The sequence below is a fragment of the Microcoleus sp. Pol10D4 genome, assembly GCF_036701555.1.
GTDB lineage: Bacteria > Cyanobacteriota > Cyanobacteriia > Cyanobacteriales > Microcoleaceae > Microcoleus.
Window position 1 is genome coordinate 1 of the sequence record NZ_JAUBRA010000076.1, and the last position, 20,556, is coordinate 20,556.

Here is a 20,556-nt window from a genome sequence, read left to right on the forward strand (position 1 = left end):
AGATTGGTGAGCGAGCCGAGGAAGCTGATGTCGCTAATTTGATTGCCGCAGAGATCGAGTGTGGTCAGATTGGTGAGTGAGCGCAAGGCGCTGAAGTCGGTAATTTGATTGTTGTAGAGATCGAGTGTTGTCAGATTGGTGAGCGAGCCGAGGAAGCTGATGTTGGTAATTTGATTGCTGTAGAGATGCAGTGTTGTCAGATTGGTGAGCGAGCCGAGGAAGCTGATGTCGCTAATTTGATTGCCGCAGAGATCGAGTGTGGTCAGATTGGTGAGCGAGCCGAGGAAGCTGATGTCGCTAATTTGATTGCTGCTCAGATGCAGTGTGGTCAGATTGGTGAGCGAGCCGACGGAGCTGATGTCGGTAATTCTATTGCTGCACAGATTCAGTGTGGTCATGCTTGAAAGTATCTGCTCCGCTGCTTCAGGGTCATCAGTGCCAGCCTCTTTTAACAACACTTTAACTGTGTGCCTTGCCTTTTGTGAAAGACTGTCAATATGTCGGCACCAGTTGGCAAAGCTGCTAAAACTAATTGGCTCGTTTGGTTGTTTTTCTGACATAAACACTCCGAGATGGGTAATGGAATACTGTTGACTATTGACTATTACAAATCGCCATTGCTTACCTTCTGTTACTGCATTAAGTCTACTATTTCAAATCTTCCAGCTTAATCCGAGGATCGACAGCTTTCAGCAGCAAATCCGCCAACAAATTCCCCACAATCAACATCGTCGCACCCATCATCAAACTCGCCATTACTAAATACAAATCTTGATTAGTCACGGCTTCCAGAGTCAGCTTTCCCAAACCCGGCCAATTAAAGAAATATTCGGCAATAAACGCACCGCTCAACAAACTAGCAAACTCAAAACCCAATAGCGTAATCAACGGATTAACAGCATTCCGCAAAGCATGAATGTAAATTACTCGATCGTCCGGCAAACCTTTAGCCCGTGCTGTTCGGATATAATCTTGACGCAGCACGTCCAAAAATTGTCCGCGCATCAATCTTTGCAAACCAGCAAAACCAGTAAGGCTGAGGGCGACAGTTGGCAAAATTAAGTGCCAGCCGTAATCGAGGATTTGACCCCACCAAGGTAAGTCTGCGTGGTCAATACTTGTCATTCCTCCGATGGGAAACAGAGGCGAAGTATTCTGAGCAAAAAATAGCAGCAGCAAAGCTGTGATAAAGCTCGGAAATCCTTGTCCGGTGTAGCTAACTATTTGCAGAACTCGATCGACTGTGCGGTTTTGATTGACGGCGGCGACAATTCCCAAAGGAATGGCGATCGCCCAAGTTACAATCAAAGATGCGATCGCCATCAATAACGTGGCCGGTACCCGTTCCCACAGCAGTGAAGCTACGGATCGCTGATACACAAAACTCGTGCCAAAATTCCCCCGCGTCACAATTTGTTGCAGCCACCGCCAATACTGCACAATAGCTGGTTTATCTAAGCCGAACTGCTGTTCGAGTTGTTTGAGTGTCTCCGGCGAAATCTTGGGATTTTGGCTCAAAGTATCCAAGTAATTTCCCGGTGCTAGCTCAATAATTGCAAAACAAAGCATTGATGCCAAAAATAGGGTTAAAAGTGCCTGCAACAGTCGCTTGAGAACATAAGTAAATGTCTCGCTGCCAAACAGAGAATTCAACATTCGCCAATTTCGATTCAATTTAATAGAAGTCATACGATTTTAGATTTTAGATTTTAGATTTGAAGAATTGTGAATGATATTAATTCCGGTTGCATCGGAATGATTTAACCACAGAGAACGCAGAGAACGCAGAGAAAGAGAAGAGAGAGTTGAATCATTCCGATGCAGAGCTCAACGATATTATTTGTCAGTAGTTTTTATTCAGCAGTCAACAGTCAACTGTTAACAGTCAACTGTCAACAGTCAACAGTTAACTGACTAATACTCCACTAGCGTGACGATCGGCACATCGGGCAATTTCTGCCTGCCGCCCAAAGCCTGCAATTCAATGATAAAAGCAAAACCGACAAGCTCGCAGCCAGCTTGCTCCAACAATTTAGCTGTCGCCGCGGCTGTTCCGCCAGTGGCGATTAAATCGTCCACAATCAGCACCCGGCTGCCGGATGTCATCGCATCTTGGTGCATCTCCAGTCGATCGACACCGTATTCCAACTCGTACTCAGCAAAATGAACCGCACCTGGCAGTTTCCCCGGTTTGCGGACAGGAATAAAGCCTATTCCCATTTTATAAGCCAACGGCGCGCCAAATATAAAGCCCCGCGATTCCATGCCCACCACATAGTCAACAGACATTGCAGAGCATTTTTCCGCTAAGCTGTCAATGGTGTAGCTCAGCCCTTGCGGGTCGCGCAACAAAGTTGTAATGTCTCGAAACAGAATTCCCGGCTTGGGGAAATCAGGAATGTCGCGAATCAGAGATTTGAGATCCATAAGCTTGCAGATCGGCGTTGAGGGTAACGAGGCATCAAAAATGGTACAATAATAACGTCAAAATTTAAAAATTAAAAAATAAAAATTAAAACTAAGAGCTTCTTTAATTTTTATTCTTTAATTGCTTAATCCTTTACGTACTATGTAAACAAATGTCATAATTCCCTAACAACAGGGTTGAATATCAACATTTGTCACCCTATGATCGAAAGTCAAAAATCTAATATCTAAAATCCAATGATTAAGTTGGCAGCACGAGTGGGTGAGGTTTCTCCTTCTATAACCTTGGCGATCGCAGCTAAGGCTAAAGCCATGAAGGCCGAAGGGATTGATGTCTGTAGTTTGAGTACGGGAGAACCCGACTTTGATACCCCCGAACACATTAAAGCAGCGGCAAAACAAGCTTTAGACGCGGGGAAGACTAAGTACGGCCCTGTGGCTGGGGAACCGCAGTTAAAAGCTGCGATCGCCCGCAAACTCCAATCCGACAACAATCTCAACTATCAACCAGAAAATATCATTGTCACCAACGGCGGCAAACATTCCCTCTACAATCTGATGATGGCTCTGATCGAGCCGGGAGAGGAAGTAATTATTCCGGCTCCCTACTGGCTAAGCTACCCTGAAATGGTTAAACTCGCTAGCGGCAAGCCAGTAATTGTACGGACTGATGCTTCTACAGGATATAAAATTACACCGGAACAACTGAGTCGAGCGATTACTCCCAAAACCAAGTTATTTGTACTGAATTCGCCTTCTAACCCTACGGGAATGGTGTATACTCCGGCGGAAATCCAAGCCTTGGCCGAGGTGATAGTCGATCGAGATATTTTAGTCGTTGCTGACGAGATTTACGAAAAAATTATATATGACGACGCCCAACACGTCAGCATCGGTTCCCTGGGCAAAGAAATCTTTGATCGCACCCTGATCAGCAGCGGTTTTGCTAAAGCTTACTCGATGACAGGCTGGCGAATCGGTTATTTGGCCGGGCCGATCGAATTAATCAAAGCCACCAGCACCATTCAAGGTCACAGTACCTCAAATGTGTGTACCTTTGCACAGTACGGCGCGATCGCAGCTTTGGAAAGCAGCCAAGAATCTGTAGAAAAAATGCGTCTAGCTTTTACCGAAAGGCGCCAGGTAATATTTGAATTACTCGATGCTGTCCCTGGAATTAGCTGTATTAAACCAGACGGTGCTTTCTATATGTTTGTCAACATCAGCAAGACGGGAATGAATTCTTTGGAATTTTGTGACGCTTTCTTAGAACAACAGCAAGTAGCAGTTATTCCGGGGATTGCGTTTGGTGCAGACGACCATATTCGCTTGTCTTACGCTACCGATTTAGGCACAATTAAAAAAGCCGTAGAAAGGCTCGATAAATTTGTCCGCAGCCTCTAAAAATTAGTCATTAGTCATTAGTCATTAGTCATTAGTCATTTGTTATTTGTTCTTGGTAGCAACTGACTAATTACCGATCGCTGTTGACTATTGACTGACTACTGCTGACTGTTGACTAATACCAATTTAAAAAACTCTTGCTACAGTAATTGTCTTATATAAATTATCGTTCATTCACTCTCACCCTCGGCCGGACACGGCAGTGCCGTTTCCCTACAGACGATAGCTGATAATTTATATGTCGCACTACTTTTGTGAATTGGTATAACTACTGCTGACAAATGACTAATGACTAATGACCAATGACTAATGACTAATAACTAAAGCTGTTTAGTCATAATTTCTTTGAGCAAATCCAGCCCCTTCTTAACTCGCCGAGAAACAGTCACCGCACTGATACCCAAACGTTCAGCGGTTTCCTTCTGCGTCAAATCGTAGAGAAAAACAAACTCCAATATCTCGCGAGTCCGTTGTTCCAACATAGCCAAAGCTTGCTGTACGCGAATTTGATCCTCTTGCGCCAACTGAAAACTCCGATACTTGCTATCGGGCACCAATTCTCCCAGACAAGTAGCCCCCTCATCTTCATCTTGCATCGGCGCGTCCAAACTCAGAGGCGATCTGTTGAGATGGGCCAACTTAATTTCTTGCCATTCTTCTACAGAAACCTCAAGGACTGCTGCTACTTCAGCATCCGTAGGCTTGCGGTTTAACTGCACCTGCAAATCCTTGATCGCTGCTACTGATTTGCGTTCCAGGGACTGCCAGTGGCGGGGAAACCGCACAGAAGGGCTTTTGTCCCGCAAGTAGTGTTGAATTTCGCCCCGAATGTAGGGAATTGCAAAGGAACTAAAAGCGTGCCCCTTGGCGATATCAAACCGCTCGATCGCCCTGATCAACCCAATACATCCGACTTGCAGCAAATCGTCGTAGCTTTCACCGCACTGGTTTATCCAGTGGTAAACTTCTTTTCTGACCAGTCCAGTATTCAGTTTAACTAACTGATTGCGGATTTCATTGGATCCAGAAAGTTGGTACTCGCGCAACAATTGCAAATTTTCGCTTTTTAGCTCGTTCGGCAGTGTGGTAGACATGGTGACATAAGGGTGGGTAGAGCAGAGGACTGAAGTTGCTTTAGATCTAGTTTCCAATCTAGTCTAAAAAAATTCACTTTTAGGTAGTGTAATCCTAGCACTTAATGGGTGTGATAGCGGACACACCAGTTGAGTTTTCGGAACGTGAACGGATTTAGCGGTATTATCCGAAGGTTTTCGGAATAAGGCAGACTTTTAGCAGGTAGAAGGCCTTCGGCCGAATCCCCAATTTAACCAGGATTTTTGAAAAATATATTAATTATAAGCAGAAAGCGCTTGGAATACAATACTTTAATTAACAAAAAATCTCAACTTCATAACTTGCGAATGACCACAATTAAATCATAAATTTAGTCATTAGTCAACAGTCCTAAGTTATATTGCTCAAGACTGTTGGCTAATGAAGGGCGAGCAGGAGCTTTACGGACAGAAACTGCTCAAGTTCGATCGATCCAGAAAGCCAATTTTACGATACAGAAGGCTCAATACGAGCGTAAAACAAACCCCGAATTTTCACGTCCAGAGCCGGTCTAGCTCCCAAATCAGTATCAGAAGGCTGCGTGCTCTCAAAAATCCCGCCAACTTCGCCAGTGGCGCTGTTGACTTTAGCAACTTGGAGAGAAATTTTGCCCGCCTTGGTGCGCGTGTCAGCTACCTTAACATTAGCCCGCACACGTTTGGAATTGTCAGTAGCCGGAAGCGCTACAGCATTGTCGTAGCCAGTCGATACCCCGCGAGCTTTAGGGTCTAAAAAGCCTGCGCTGCGGTAAGAAGGAACGTTAAACTCGCCTCTCAAATCGGTGGAAGTATTGATAGCAACTACTCCAGGTTCGGAACTTGCCACTAGCTGTTTAATGGTAAACAAGAAAGGTACTTGCTCTCCGCCCGGTAATTGAATCGTAATAGCTTGAAAATCCAAGCCGTCTTCTTCTGTGAAAGTCAGAGTTCCGTCAGTACCGACATTGAGTGTACCTTGAACTTGGTCAATGCTGGACGTGAACCGGGTCAGCAATTTACCAGGCACAAATTCCGCTTCTTGGCGTTTGTTTGCTGGTTCTTCCTTGACAAAATAAGTTGTGGGCTGCAAACACAAACCAGTCAGTTTATAGGTGGCGCCCGCTTCGATGGGGATCGATCCCCGAGAGGTTTCTGCCAAGCTAGGGCAGTTATTAGCCAAGCCAGTACCTCTAATCTGGTCGTAGGTGAGCAACTCGGTAGTCGCCACCGTCGTGTCAGGAGCAGAAGAACAAGCAACCAGCGCACTCATGCAAAAAGCTAAAAGTGCAACAATTAAAGCACGATATTTCATTGCAAACCTCAATATCCAACATCGGATTATATTAAGAAAAAGCCCTAGTTCGAGCAAAATATAATTGCCCGCCGGCAGGCTAGGCCAGCGCTTAGGGTAGCATTTAGATCCTGATCCCTCGCTTCACTGAGACTGGCATTGACTCAAAAAATCAAGCTAGTGCGCCGTGAAAATAAGCATGAACTTATGATTTCTCAATCATGTTCGGATCGCAGCCCAATACACATGGTACGACGGGTGGTGCTCTTTTCCTGACTTGGACTGCAAATTAATATTGCTTAAGTCAACCTACTTAAGTTACTTTGCTTATGACCCCGAATGGCGATCGCGACTAGCTCGATTAGTCGGTTGACCAAAAGGCTGGGGACAAAGGCCTTGTAGATTTCAAAGGAAGCAGCAGTATGGACAACGGCAAAGATTTAGAGTCAGAAAAGTTGCAGTCTCAAATGCAATCGCTGACAGAGGCGATTCGGACTTTAGCCGAAAGTTGTCAGGGAGACAGTCTGCTGCTTTTGGCCCTGCTGCGGAGGCTGGAAGCTTCGCACCGGGAAATTCGGGACGGTTTGTTTCAAGCGTCTTTTCCCGACAACCGCCAAGCACTTTACAAACTGCTCAGGAATATTGAAGCCAATGGCGGCTGGCCTTACATCCACCGCATGAAACTTCGATCGCTCTTGGGGTACAGCCAACAATTATCTCCCCTAGAAGATTCTCCAGCCGAGTCGTCAGAAGACTCGGCCGAAACTCCCCAAGACGTTAAATAGTTTTGAGTGATGAGTTTAGTGAGTTTTACATTAACTCATAACTCATCACACAGCGGCGCGATCGCACTTAGAACTAGAAAGGTGTAGGAAAAGGTGTAGGAGGTAAGGGTAGCGGGTTGGGCACCGTCGTCGGGAATATCGGCGTCTGGCCCTGCATTTGCAATAGTCTGGGAGTCTGAGGGATCGAACTCATTGACACCAGAGGCGAATCATCAGGTGCGCTAACTGTCGGGGCAGTAGGAATCCTCGCAGCAGTCGGCGTCGGAGTCGGAGTCGGTGCTGCTGTGGGAGTCGGAGTCGGTGCTGCTGTGGGAGTCGGAGTCGGTGCTGCTGTGGGAGTCGGAGTCGGAGTCGGCGTCGGCGTCGGAGTCGGAGTCGGAGTCGGTGCTTCCGTGAGAGTCGGCGTCGCTTCTTCCGTGGAAGTTGGAGTCGGTGCTTCCGTGGAAGGCGGAGTTGGAGTTGGAGGCGGAGTTGGAAGTGATTCTGTAGTTGAAGTTTGAGGTTGAGCTGGATCTGTAATTGTGCTTGTAACTGTAGTTGTAGTTGTAGTGGTAATGGTGGTTGGCCTGGGAGTAACCGTCCCAGTCACAGCGATAAAATCATTCGCCTCAATCAGCGCCGCCGGAGTGTCGATCAAAATTGCTAAAAGCTTGCCGTCGAGCGTCGTAATTACTGTATCCCTGACATTTGCACCGTTGCCTTGGGTAACTAGCAGTTGAGCGAAAGATAAATTGCTCGGCAGTCCAAAGAAATCCTCTGTGTCATTGTAATCAGTAATTAAACTCAAGCTGCCAGGCCCGGCTCCCAATCCAAAGACATCGCTGCCGCTGCCGCCAGTCAGAGTATCCGAACCCTCGCCTCCGATTAAAGAATCATTACCCTCTGCCCCAAATAAATTGTCATTGCCGAAACTGCCCAAAATGGTATCGTCGCCGATACCTCCGGCCAAGGAGTCATCGCCAAAACCGCCGTCGAGACCATCATTAGCTTTGCCGCCAAACAGGAAGTCATTACCTTCTTCTCCGAGTACCGAGTCGTCGCCTTCATCGCCACGAAGGGTATCGGAACCGCTGCCGCCAAAAGCTGTATCGTTATCCTTGCCACCGAATATCTGGTCATTACCAGCGTCTCCCAAAAGCGAATCGTTGTCGGCATTGCCGTACACAGTGTCGTCACCCTCGCCGGCGGTAAAGAAATCGTTGCCGCCACCGCCCAAAATTTGATCGCTGCCGCTACCGCCGTTGAGAGAATCGTTCCCAAAATCCCCGTAGAGAAAGTCGTCATCAGCATTCCCGAACACGGAATCGTCGCCGTCAGCCCCTGTGAGGGTGTCGTTGCCAGTACCGCCGGCAATCACATCCGAGCCTGCGTTGCCAAAAACTAAGTCGTCCCCAGCGTCTCCCACCACGCTGTCTATCCCGTCGTTGCCTTCGAGGATGTCGTTGCCCAAACCGCCGCGGATCGAGTCGTCGCCGTTCCCGCCGCTCGCAGAATCGCGGCCTTGGTTGCCAATGAGTTCGTCATTTCCTTCACCGCCAAGCAGCGAATCTGATCCGTCAGCTCCAAGAAGCTGGTCGTTGCCGGCGTCGCCCTCTAGGGTGTCATCTCCTCCCGCACCCAGGGCCGTGTCATCGCCATCTAAGCCGCGAATTCGATCGCTCAGGGGAGTTCCTAGAAGAAAGTCGTTGCTGTCTGTGCCGATCAGGTTTGCCATACGGGATACACCGGTCCTCAATAAAATAAATTGTTTGAAATTATGTTAATCGCCTTCGTGACAAGGGATTGCTGCTTGCCTAGGTTAGCATAATTGAGATTTTGGTAATCTGGTCTTGGGCGCGGTTCGTTTTACCCCTGTCGGGAGTTGCGATCGGGGCTGGTATAATGCCCGATTAGTCATTAGTCATTAGTCATTAGTCATTAGTCATTAGTCATTAGTCATCAGTCATCAGTCATTAGTCATTAGTCATTAGTCATCAGTCATTAGTCATTAGTCATTAGTCAACAGTCAACAGTCAACAGTCAACAGTCAACCGTCAACCGTCAACCGTCAACAGTCAACTTTTATTCGGTAATAGGTAACACTATCTCAAATTCACTCCCTCCCCCCAAAGTAGAATTCACATTAATTGTTCCGCCGTGGGTTTCGACTACTATCTGGCGGGCGATCGCCAATCCTAACCCGGTACCTTTTCCTACTGCCTTCGTTGTGAACAGATGGTCAAAAATCCGTTTTTTTACGGCTTCTGTCATGCCCGCACCGTTATCGGCAATCTGAATTTTGATGTGCAGATCGTCCGACTGACTGGTACGAACTGTGATACAGTATGGATTTGTTTTAAGAGCCTCGAAACTGCGTCCTTGGTTTGATTCTTCTAGAGCATCGATCGCGTTAGCAAGCAGGTTCATAAAGACTTGGTTCAGTTGACCCGGAAAGCATTCGATTTGGGGGAGATTGCCGTAGTCTGTGACGACTTCGATCGCAGGATGGTGATCGTTGGCTTTCAGCCGATGTTTCAAAATTAAGATGGTACTATCAATGCCTTCATGGATATTAAACGGAACTTTGTAGTCTTTATCGGCTCTGGAGAAGGTGCGGAGGCTGGTGCTAATGCCACGAATGCGATCGCACCCCACTTTCATCGACAACAGCATCTTTGGCAAATCTTCTAAGGCATACTCTAAATCAATATCCTCCGCATCTTCTTCAATTTCATCGCCGGGATTTGGCAATTTTTCTTGATATAATTTTAAGTGGGAAATCACATCTTTAATCGTGGTCATTGCTTCCTCAATATTGCCGCTAATAAAGCCGACAGGATTATTAATTTCGTGGGCTATTCCTGTGACGAGATTCCCCAACGTGGACATTTTTTCGCTTTGCACGATCTGTAACTGTGCTTGCTGCAAATCAAAGAGCGATCGCTCTAATTCTTGTGCATAAGCTTGAGATTGTTGGTACAAGCGGGCATTTTCTAGAGAAATAGCCGCTTGGGCGCACAAAAGTTGGATAACTTCAGTACGATCTTCTGTAAATGCACCAATTGTCAAGTTATTTTCTAGATATAGCAACCCGATTAATTTACCCTGATTTAAAATTGGCGCGCACAGCACACTTTTGGGCTTTTCCTGGAGCAAATACGGATCGGCAATAAAATCGCTTTGTACTGCTGCATTATCCAAAACTACAGTTTTCCAAGTCCGCTTAACATAGTTGACCACAGCAGCGGGAACCTCGTCGCTGGCTGACAGCGGTACAGATATTGAGATGACATCTCGATGGAAGGAGGCCACAGCTTCGATCGCGAGATTTCCCTCCTTAACCAACAGCAAAACTGCTTTTTTTGCCCCGGCATTTTCCATCACCACAGACATCAGTGCAGCCAGCACTTTTTCTAATTGAATTTCACTTGATAGAGTTTGGGAGGCTTTGAGAATAGTCGCGAAATCGAGGGCTTCGTAAATACTGCTACTGCTAGATAGAGTTGTGTGCAAGGTTTGATGTAAAACTGACGATTTATTGATTGTGTGGAGGCGGGTTTCGCTGATTGCAAAACGATTTTCTCTTGCCTGCAATATGGGAGCAAGAAGTTGGGGATAGTGTTTTTCTAAGTCATCGATTTTGGCTTTCGCACCCCAGCGAGCATAACAATAGTAGGCTTCTTGCATATAAGCTTGCGCCACTTTTTCTTTGCCCCAGTCGAGGTAGAATTTAGCTGCTAGTTCGTTAGCGAGAGCTTCTTCTTGGATGTATTCGTTTTCTTTCGCTCCAGAAATGGCCCGATCGTACATTTCAATAGCTTCTGCCCTCTGTCTGGCAACTCGGTATTTCTCTGCTTCTACCAACTGCCACTTATGCAAATAATTCATGGGGGCGTGTTCTGCCCAATGCTGCAACTTCCTTTGATTTTCCTGAACTCGTTGCAACGAAGTTTCTAACTGCGTCTCGGACTCAGGAGTGGCAAGGGCTATGAGTGAGTCATAGAAATATAAACCAGCTTCGGAAGTAGTTCCTGCACATCCCGCTAGATACTGTCTTGCTCGATCGACATATACGGAGGCCCCAGCAATCTCTCCCAGCAGGAATCTCAACGTTGCCCTGTACAGATAGAAGACGCAGAGTCGGTAAAAATCGTTAGAGGCAAGCGACTGAGAAACCAGCTTCTCCTCATAGCGTTCCTGTTCAAAGGAAATCTCGAAGTTGTTTGGATTACCCAATAAAAACAGCGTTGTTTCCCAATAAATCGAACAATAATTTGCCGTCGTTAGTTGGTTGAGGTCGAGTAATTGCTGACGGTATGCCCGAATTTGGGGATCGAGTTCTGCTAAAGGCTGACCGCACCCGTAGGAATGTAGACAAAATCCATGCCCATTAAACCCCACAAACTCTAAATTTCCTGTTTCTAATCCGGCTTGATAGCCTGCCTGAAGAATGGGGAGGGTTTCCCGCAAATGCGATTTGCGATGGTACAAAAAGAGTCCGATCACAACACAACTTGCAGAGCGACTATTTTTGGCCTCCGCGCTACTGCCAAGACGATAAGCTAATCGGCCAAACTGATCGGCTACCGTCACATCTTGTAGAAAGTTGTTGAGAATAATCCCATAAGAACTATAGCTAAAAGCTGAAGTAGGACTGTTGCCATATTGGATAGATAAATTTACCTGTAAGGCAGCCACCAGCGCAAACAAAGACGAACCAACCAGATAACAAACTGACACCAGACTTGCCGCCACTTGCATCGTGGCCAGCTTTTGGGTATCGACCATCGCTGGCAGATCGAATAACTCTTCAATAGGTCGATCGCCGATCAAGCTATTAATTTCCTGCACTGCTTGCTGGATATCTTCTGATGTAGCGCTATCGGGCAATTCAACTCCTAATTCTTTGAGACTCAACAAACCGATAGCAATTGCTTCTAAAAACTTGTTCTGGGACGATAAAGCCTGAATTTTGACGATGTAAACGCTGACTCGCTCTAGGGGAGTTCTGGTATGATGAATCGCAGTGTCAATCCACCGATCCATCCGCTCAAAATCGCCACAGAGTGAAGCCACTTCTGCTGCTATGTCGTGCAAGTTCAAGGTCATCTCGTACTGTCGTTGCCAAGCGCTCTCTCCCAGCAAATTTAGCCCGATCTCCGCATACTCGCGAGCAGCTTGATAAGCAGTAGCGCCTCTGGCTTTGCGGCAAGCCGTGAGGTTGAGTTGTGCCAATTCAGATCGTTCTGTTTGGTCTTCAATCAGCGCAATACCATAATTCAACTGATTGACGACTGAAAAAATTTGCTCTTCTATAGCTGCGGGTAAACTTTGCTGGAGCAGCAATTGTCCGATCTGATAGTGAACGCGCGATCGCTCTTGTTGGGGAATTAAAGAATAGGCGGCTTGCTGAACGCGATCGTGCAAAAACTTGTAATTCACCACCTCCGAATTTTCTGCCTCCTCCCGTCTTTCTCGCCCCATATAAAACTTGTAGACTTCACTTTCAGGCAGGATTAACCCCTCTTGCAAAGCCTTCCACAAATCCGCCGCCGTTTCCGTTTCCAATTGCTGGGAGACAACTGCCAAAGTCCCCAAATCAAACTGATTCCCCACACAAGCAGCCAACTTCAACACATTCTGAGTTCCTGGCGGCAATTTTTGCAACTGCAACGCCATAAACTCGACCACATCATCCGTCAGCGCTGCCTCCCGAACTCGCACAATATCGCACTGCCAACAACCAGCAACCCGGTCAAACTCAATCAGCCCATCCTGATGCAGTGCTTTGAGAAACTGCGTTGCAAAAAAGGGATTTCCTTGGGTTTTTTGTGCCACCAAATCAGCCAAAGGTCTTGCCCAAGATCGATCGCAATTGAGCGTATCAGCAACCAAATGATTTAGACTTTCTGAACTCAACGGTTCCAGCGTCAGAGTATTCACCGTCGCCCCAGCTTTTGCCATTGCATCCAGTGTCAGCATCAACGGATGTGCTGCAAACACTTCATTATCTCGGTAGGCACCAATTACTAATAAATAGCCGGTTGCTGACTCGGCAACCAGCAGTTGCATTAACCGCAGCGAGGCGGAATCAGCCCACTGCAAGTCATCCAAAAACATCACCAGGGGATGTTCTGGTTTGGTGAACACGCGAATAAAAGTTTGAAACAGCAAATCAAACCGATTTTGGGCAGCCGTTCCTGATAATTCGAGTGCGGGCGGTTGTGGCCCAATAATTCTTTCGAGTTCTGGGATTACTTCAATAATGACTTGTCCGTTATCGCCCACTGCTTGCAATATTTGAGTTTGCCAATTTTTCAACTCCTGGTCACTGGCGGTCAACAATTGTCCCATTAAATCTCGAAATGCTTGGACAAAAGCTGAAAAAGGAATGTTGCGGTTAAATTGGTCGAATTTGCCTTTGATGAAATAGCCGCGCTGGCGGGCAATTGGTTTGTGAACTTCATTGACAATTGCAGTTTTGCCAATCCCAGAAAAACCCGCGACTAACATTAACTCACAGCCTCCACCCTGTTCTGATGGCTGCTGGGAAAAACCTGCTACTCGATCGAATGCTGCCAGCAATTCGGCAACTTCGGTTTCGCGACCGTAGAGTTTTTCGGGTATGAGGAAGCGATCGCCCACATCCCTCTGGGCGATCGTAAAACTCTCTATCCTACCGTTTTCTTCAAGTTGCTTCAAACAAAATTCTAAATCGAATTTCAGTCCCAACGCACTCTGATAGCGGTCTTCGGCATTCTTTGCCATTAATTTGCTGACAATCTCCGACAGGATGGGCGGGATTGCGGGATTTATTTCATGGAGTGATGGCGGTTGCTTGGCAATATGACTGTGTACCAATTCCATCGCATCGTTGGATTGAAACGGCAATTGTCCCGCCAGCAATTCGTAAAAAGTCACGCCCAAAGAGTAAAAGTCAGTGCGGTAGTCAACGCCGCGATTCATCCTTCCCGTTTGTTCGGGAGACAAATAGCTGAGTGTCCCTTCCAAGACGTTAGGATTCATCAGGGTTTGAGTTTCCCTTGGCAGCAAAGATGCAATACTAAAGTCAATGAGTTTGACTTGTTTTGTATGCGGATTAATTAAAATATTGGCTGGTTTAATGTCTTTGTGAATAATGCGGTGGCGGTAGAGTATATCTAATGTATCACTCAGGTCGATCGCCACTGGCAAAAACTCGCTCAGAGACGGCCCAGTTTCCCCTTTTTCCATCCATTCGTTCAGAGAAATTCCCCCAAAGTCTTCCATTACCAGCGCATAGCTGTTTTGGTAGGGTTCTAAACTGTAGGTTTCGATGATTCCGGGCAAGTTGAGATTTTTGGCGATCGTGTACTGATTGCGAAATTGCACCAGTTCGCTGAAGCTGGGATACTGGTTCCGCAAGACTTTGATGGCGACTGGCTGTTTGTCGCCAGTGCGGAAAGCTCGATAAACTAGGGTGCGAGTTCCTGAGTAAATGCGATCGATAAGTTGATAACCTTTCAATGTAAAATTTATACTTGCCATACTTTTATTGTTCCCGTCCTCAGCGAGGTATTTCCACATTAGCAGAAGCCAATACAGTTTCCCAGTCCCGTGATTATTATTTTAAATCAAGATGACATATATGGCTCCATATTTGTGATGGGGATCACTGAAATAAGGCAGTTTAAAAACTGAGCAATTCCTATTTTTTTTATTAAAAATTAAATAGCCTCATCCATAGGGGAATAGTGAATAATAAACTAACGCAGCCGAGGCCGATCGCAGTTACGGCTAATTCGCGATCGAGATTGAAAGCTTCTGCCAGCAATGTAGTACCAAAAGCAGGAGGCATTGCCATTTGCAGCACTAGCACAAGTCGCGGCGCCCCCGCGATCCCCAAAAACGTTAATCCCGTGCCAATTACCAAGGGAATTAACAGCATTTTAATCGCCAGACAAGCCAAAACTTGTTTGAGGTTGTGCAAGGAATTCAACTTGCTCAACTGCATCCCGATCGTAATTAAAGCTAAAGTAATTACACTCCAAGCACTTGTTGTTAACAATTCTGCGATTTGTGCTGACAACGGCAAGCTGCGCGAGACAAACCCTAGACCAAAAGCCCACAGTGCCGGATTCTGAAAAATTGCCCGCACCGGACTTAACCAACTCTGATGGCGATCGCTTTTACCGCAGTGAGAAGCAATAGCAACTCCCAGTATATTGATTCCCACGGTAGTGCCTAGCAAGTCGTAAAACAACGCCCAGGCAAAGTGTTCCGACCCTAATAAGGACAAGCTGACGGGAATGCCTAAAAAACCTGTATTACCCACCATCGCTGCCAATAAGAAGCTGCCTTGAGTGGGCAAACTCCAAGCGCTGGTGTGTTCCCGGCTATTTTGGGCGATCGGATTAAGAGTCTTGAAACGTTCCTCACCGACACCGAAATTTATCAAAATCCCAGCGAGTCCTCCACCTGCTAAAATTGCCGCCCAAGCTATCAGCGGCGCCATCCAAATAGAACCCGACAAATTGGCGCTGCGGATAAAAGCAACAATGCTCAATGGGGTGCCAAAGAAGAAAAGAAACTTGGCTAAATATGTAGAATAGCTTCTCGGTAGCTGGCGGCCGAGAAAAAATCCCAACGCCACCCATCCGATCAGATTTAGATAAAGTTTGAGCAGCGGATTTTCTAAATAAAGCATGATTGACTAAATATTTACTAAACGACTTATACCAATTTTTTATGAGCCTCCATAGAATCCGATCCCCCCTAGCCCCCCTTAATAAGGGGGGGACAAGATTCCGATCAAAGTCAACCCCTACTCCCCTTCTTAAGGGGGATTTAGGGGGATCGAGATATGTGCAACTTCACATTAAATTGGTATTACGCAGATCCACTACTTTTGCCAAAACAGCCCACCTTTAGCCTAGCGCCGCAGTTTTCCCTGACACCGCAGCGCTAAATATTAATGCTTATTCAGCTTCGCAGATAATTTTCCACACAGGCCTTGACATCCACATAAGCGCGTGTCATGATGAAGTTGAGGAAAAAATCAACATAGGTGAAAACTATGGCACGGCAAGCGAAACAATCATCTCAAGTCAAAAGTTCCAGCAGCCAAGCAGCCTCCAATACTCGCACCAAGTTTACCCTCTACAATTTTGCCGGAAACGCAAAGGCATTCTATCTAGTCGATCGCATTAATTTAGAAAGAACACCAGGCGATATCCCAGAAAAATCCGTCGCTCACAGCATCATTATCATCGACCGTTCCGGCTCAATGTATTATGACTTAAAACCGCTGAAAGAAACCCTAATCAAGCTTTTGACCTTAGACGAATACAACAATTACCAGCTAATTGTCAGCCTGATTTCCTATGCTGACAAGGGGAACGTAATTTGTCATTTCCAGCGAATTCCCATTCAAGAAGTGCTGAAGTTTGACTCTCCATACATCAAAGAAATTCAAAAAATCCACACGGCTGGCTCTACCTGCATATCGCAGTCGATGGAACTCGCTAAATCTCTGGTTAAAGCGGGAGAATTGACAGCGATCAATTTGCACACAGACGGCTATGCAAATGACCCCAGTGCCAATTCCGAAGCTGCAAAACTAGGGGAAATTTGCGAAGAGCTCAAAGACATGGATGTGTTTGCTAACACTATCTCCTATGCCTGTGCTGACTTCAAACTTCTCTCCAAAATCGCCAATACATTATCGGGAAATTGCATCCGCGCTGGCGAAGTCAAAATGGTTTATGATGCTCTTTACGACAGCACAAAACTGTTAGGCAGTTCCGTTGCACCTCCGCTGGAAGAACCGTTAATTAAGGAATATGATTATCAAGTTTTTGTTTCCAAAAGTGGCAAGAAAATCAACGGTTCATCGAGTACGCTGAAAATCTGCGGGCTGAAAGCAGACGATCCGGGACTGTTTTACAAATATCAGAAAGTCGTCAAAGATGAGTATGACAAACTAGATGTTCCCGTTGCTCAAACTGATGAGTCTGTGTTGGCTTTTGCGAAAGCTAACCTGGCTGACGGCAATTTAAATACGGCTAAGTATGCGCTGGTGAGTACCTTCGACGCTACTTTGACGGAAAAACACGCGAAAGCTTTGACAAATGCCCAAATAGCGGAGTTTACGGAAGATTTGGAACAGGCTGTCTTTGCGCCTGATGTGTTGAAAAATCATGAAATTGGCGATCGGGTAAAAGTCAGCGAGAAAATTTCGCTGCTGGAGTTAATCAAGATATTGGAGGAAAACAGCAACAGCATCATCATCAACTTGAAACACTTGCAAGAAAATTATCAGCGAAAAGGTTTGAAGCGAATTGAAGGAAAGCGAGACGAAAACAGCAACCTTGTCAAGCCTTGGCTGAAAACAGAATTCTTAGATGGTGGCGAATACGTGCAAATGGCTTCATTTGCCATCAATCAAAATACCGCTACCATCAATATGCTGATTACCCGAAAAGCTAAGCTGGTAAAAGTTGAGGATGAAACTTTAATCGCAGAAGTGGCGGGAATTCTAGTTACAGACCTCAATAATTTCAACAATTATACTATTGTCAGCGACGGCGAAGTTAATATTAAGTCGCTGCGAACCAAAATCAGCAGCAAACCAGTGTTTGATTTGCTCAAAAAATGCGGTGTCCTTGAAAAAGACGGTTCGCCTGTGCAAGAATTTGACTTCCGTTCAGAGTACGATATTAAGTTAGAGAATTTGCCCCTCGTGCCTTTTGACGGGCGTTACGGCAGCCTTGACGGAGTGTTTGAGGAACTCGCAGAAATCAAAATTCTCTCTAGCATTCTCTCGGCTCATTTGAAGGAAGAATCCGAGGCTTACACTGCGGAACAATTGGAAGAATTGAAACAGCATTATCTGTCAAAAAGCCTTTACATCAACTTTCCGACGACGACGGAATACACAGATTTAAAAAGTGCGATCGCCAACGGTTCAGTAGATTCGCGAGTCAGCTACAAAATCGACATCGGCAGCAAAAACATCCTCAACTTCGGCAAATTGCACTCTGCCAACAAATTTCTCGATCGCCTTTATGAAGTTTACCAAAAAAACACGGGCGAAAAGCTAGCAAAACCGACCTTTGACATCACCTTAGATGAGCCTGTTGTCTTCGCACACAAAACGCTGTCATCCCGAACAAAAATTACCAAAGTTGACGACTTGATGAAACTGATTTTCGATGAGTTTTTGGGGTTGGAGGATAACGGAATTGTTAGCGCTACTTTAGCTAAAGTGGGTGCAGATAGTTTGCTGCGCCTTTTGCAAGCGAAATGGCAGGGAGAAGATGTCAAGCGAGACGAATTTGTCGCTGCTTTAGCTAATGCCAACGAGGGACTGGACGCTTATGCTGAGAAAGTGTACAGGGAAAAAGTTTCACCGCTGGTTTTCTATATCGGTTCTACCGGACTTATCCCCGATGAAATGGAGGCAAAAGCGGCGACTGCTGAGGAAATTAATTCTAAATACGGCAACTTGCAATTTTCTAAAGATGAGCAAGAGGGGATGTTTTTTGAAGTCGGAGACTGCATTATTAGCGTGTATGCTAAGAATGAGTATTTCACGGTAGGGAAGTAGGAATTAGGGTGGGCTTTTGCCCACCTTGGTTAAATATGGGTGATTGAAATTAACCGCAAAGGCGCAGCGGTGGCGACTAGGAAATAGGTAGATGGGACAAGTGTTAGGTTGCCAAGACGAAAGGAGCGATCGCAAATTTTCTATGATGGGAATCGTTCGGGTTCGTAACTTTCCTTTGGTGTTGATTTTGCGAAAGTTTATGCTATGGTAGGATAGATCTCAACGCTGTATAAAAAAATAGTAGCCAAATTCTCTGGAATTAGGTTACAATGATATTACGCGAATTCTCATAAGGAGGGCAAGCCAATGACACAAACATTATCAATGTCTGTTCTCTATAAAAAACTCTCGGCGATCGGTTTCCCAAAACGTTTCGTTCAAGAAAAAGGTTTGCCCAGTTGGTGGAATGAAGAACTAGACAATAAACCAGTCGCCGTCCTAGAGGGTGCTGGTCATATTGCCCAACGTCTACACATAGACCTCAAGAGTCTCTTAGCCGAGAATCAGAAGCCTCAGTTTAAGCCCTTACTCCACACCAAATTCAAGTACCATCAACAGGATAAAGTAGATGTACCTGATGTGGCTCATCAACTTGCCTCACGGGTTGCTGAAGTTGTTGCTGACGCTATAAAGCTCGAATTTAAACCCATCCCATATGACCCTCATCAAGTCCGCTCAGAGATCGTTGCCAAACATCCTCAAGTCACTTTATACAGCTTGCTCGATTACTGTTGGGAACATGGTATCGCTGTTGTCTATTTTAAGAATTACCCTCAAAATACCCGCAAAATTAGAGGCATGATCCAATGGCAAGCCGAGCATCCCGTGATTGTCTTGAGTAGCGGTAAGACACAACCAGTATGTCTAGCATTCGATCTTGCCCATGAACTGGGCCATCTTGCCCTTGGTCATATTAAAGAAGGTATTTTGATTGATGATGATATTAAGCAAGACTCTGATGATCTAGAAGAAAGAGATAGCAATCAGTTTGCAGTTAAACTGCTAGTCAATAGTTTTGATAACTCCCTCGGTCAGAAAAAAATTAACAATGCAAAAGACCTAAAGAATAAAATTATTCAACTTGTTCAAAGTGACTCAACTATTGATCCATCTGCATTAGCTTTAAATTATGGCTGGTATAATAGAAATTATTTTGCATTGTCTATGGGATGTGTAAATTTAATCAATCCTACTAAAGAAGGACATAAGACTATTAACAATTTTTTAGAGCAGCATCTAAATTGGGAGGAATTAAGTGACGATAATGCTGATTACTTAGACCAGATTTTAGGAGAATAGCTTTGTCTAGTTGTATCTATTGCATTGATAATGACATAATTAAAAAGCTTGCTACATTCCAGCTATTCGATAAGACTCTTCAATTATTTGATGCTAGTTCTGAGCAAGTTAATATCCTAGAGACGGCACAATATAAATTTGAAGGCGATTGGAAAAAATTTGAAGGAGGGAAAAGTCGAAAACCCGAAGATCCTTTGATTAATTATAAACAAGTTCTTTACCTTTCTAAGACTTTACCAAAAATATCTGAATCTGATATTGACCAAGAAATTTTTATTCAATTATCCAATATTGAAAATATCGATCTAGGTGAGGCAATTCTCACAAGTCATGCTATCAAACTTATCCAAAAAGATAAATCTGCTCAGATTTTTACTGGAGATAAAAGATTCATCAAAGCCTTAGCAACAGTTAACTTACCTATCATTAAAGAGTCTCTAAATCATAGATTATGGTGCTTAGAGCAACTTGTTCTCAGAAATATTAAAGCCGATGGCTTTGAGACTATTCGAGATTTCATTGTTCCTGTTCGAGAATGTGATACAGCAATTAAGAGTGTTTTTGGTTCAGGGCTTAATTCAAAATCTGACAACTCCCTAGCTACTTTAAAAAATTATATTGAGGAGTGTCGGCAGGAGGCAGGTAATCTACTAAATCCTTACAAGTAGATTTAAGTGTGACACTTGCCTTAGT

13 protein-coding genes are annotated in these 20,556 nt (G+C 45.3%); 5 read left to right on the plus strand and 8 right to left on the minus strand.

Annotated elements, in window-relative coordinates; genetic code table 11:
• From QUA36_RS26515 to QUA36_RS26525, 3 genes are all read right to left on the minus strand, one after another.
• A partial coding sequence (locus tag QUA36_RS26515) for a leucine-rich repeat domain-containing protein (protein ID WP_333459631.1) occupies window positions 1-560 on the minus strand: 560 nt, incomplete at its 3' end.
• Between the two features lie 88 nt (window positions 561-648).
• Window positions 649-1,689, minus strand: a complete 1,041-nt coding sequence (locus tag QUA36_RS26520; RefSeq protein WP_333454958.1) for an ABC transporter permease — start codon at window positions 1,687-1,689, stop codon at window positions 649-651.
• A 225-nt stretch (window positions 1,690-1,914) separates the two neighbouring features.
• Window positions 1,915-2,427, minus strand: a complete 513-nt coding sequence (locus QUA36_RS26525) for an adenine phosphoribosyltransferase (protein ID WP_333137865.1) — start codon at window positions 2,425-2,427, stop codon at window positions 1,915-1,917.
• 237 nt (window positions 2,428-2,664) lie between these two features.
• On the opposite strand from QUA36_RS26525, the gene QUA36_RS26530 reads away from it, so the two are divergent.
• Window positions 2,665-3,831, plus strand: a complete 1,167-nt coding sequence (locus QUA36_RS26530) for a pyridoxal phosphate-dependent aminotransferase (protein WP_333459632.1) — start codon at window positions 2,665-2,667, stop codon at window positions 3,829-3,831.
• Between the two features lie 320 nt (window positions 3,832-4,151).
• Here the strand turns inward: QUA36_RS26530 and QUA36_RS26535 are convergent, their stop codons facing one another.
• A complete protein-coding gene (locus QUA36_RS26535; protein ID WP_333165571.1) occupies window positions 4,152-4,925 on the minus strand; it encodes an RNA polymerase sigma factor SigF in 774 nt (257 codons plus the stop codon).
• Between the two features lie 466 nt (window positions 4,926-5,391).
• On the minus strand, window positions 5,392-6,234 hold the full coding sequence (locus QUA36_RS26540) for a photosystem II manganese-stabilizing polypeptide (RefSeq protein ID WP_333165574.1): 843 nt from the start codon (window positions 6,232-6,234) through the stop codon (window positions 5,392-5,394).
• 401 nt (window positions 6,235-6,635) lie between these two features.
• On the opposite strand from QUA36_RS26540, the gene QUA36_RS26545 reads away from it, so the two are divergent.
• Window positions 6,636-6,998: a hypothetical protein gene (locus tag QUA36_RS26545; RefSeq protein ID WP_333165576.1), complete on the plus strand. Its 363-nt coding sequence runs from the start codon at window positions 6,636-6,638 to the stop codon at window positions 6,996-6,998.
• Between the two features lie 73 nt (window positions 6,999-7,071).
• On the opposite strand, the gene QUA36_RS26550 is transcribed toward QUA36_RS26545, so the two are convergent.
• The 3 genes from QUA36_RS26550 to QUA36_RS26560 all read right to left on the minus strand — a co-directional run bounded on the left by QUA36_RS26550 (window position 7,072) and on the right by QUA36_RS26560 (window position 15,663).
• The gene (locus tag QUA36_RS26550; RefSeq protein WP_333459633.1) at window positions 7,072-8,712 is read right to left on the minus strand and encodes a calcium-binding protein; all 1,641 of its coding nucleotides are present in this window, start codon (window positions 8,710-8,712) and stop codon (window positions 7,072-7,074) included.
• A gap of 347 nt (window positions 8,713-9,059) precedes the next feature.
• On the minus strand, window positions 9,060-14,504 hold the full coding sequence (locus tag QUA36_RS26555; RefSeq protein WP_333459634.1) for an AAA family ATPase: 5,445 nt from the start codon (window positions 14,502-14,504) through the stop codon (window positions 9,060-9,062).
• 172 nt (window positions 14,505-14,676) lie between these two features.
• The gene (locus QUA36_RS26560) at window positions 14,677-15,663 is read right to left on the minus strand and encodes an AEC family transporter (RefSeq protein ID WP_333459635.1); all 987 of its coding nucleotides are present in this window, start codon (window positions 15,661-15,663) and stop codon (window positions 14,677-14,679) included.
• Window positions 15,664-16,032: 369 nt separating this feature from the next.
• Here QUA36_RS26560 and QUA36_RS26565 point away from each other — a divergent pair, with 369 nt between their 5' ends.
• The 3 genes from QUA36_RS26565 to QUA36_RS26575 all read left to right on the plus strand — a co-directional run bounded on the left by QUA36_RS26565 (window position 16,033) and on the right by QUA36_RS26575 (window position 20,531).
• Window positions 16,033-18,564 carry a vWA domain-containing protein gene (locus tag QUA36_RS26565; protein WP_333459636.1) on the plus strand — a complete coding sequence of 844 codons (2,532 nt, stop codon included), beginning with the start codon at window positions 16,033-16,035 and terminating at the stop codon, window positions 18,562-18,564.
• 306 nt (window positions 18,565-18,870) lie between these two features.
• Complete coding sequence (locus tag QUA36_RS26570; RefSeq protein WP_333165589.1) at window positions 18,871-19,863, plus strand: ImmA/IrrE family metallo-endopeptidase; 993 nt, start codon at window positions 18,871-18,873, stop codon at window positions 19,861-19,863.
• 2 nt (window positions 19,864-19,865) lie between these two features.
• A complete protein-coding gene (locus QUA36_RS26575; protein WP_333165591.1) occupies window positions 19,866-20,531 on the plus strand; it encodes a hypothetical protein in 666 nt (221 codons plus the stop codon).
• Window positions 20,532-20,556 lie beyond the last annotated feature (25 nt).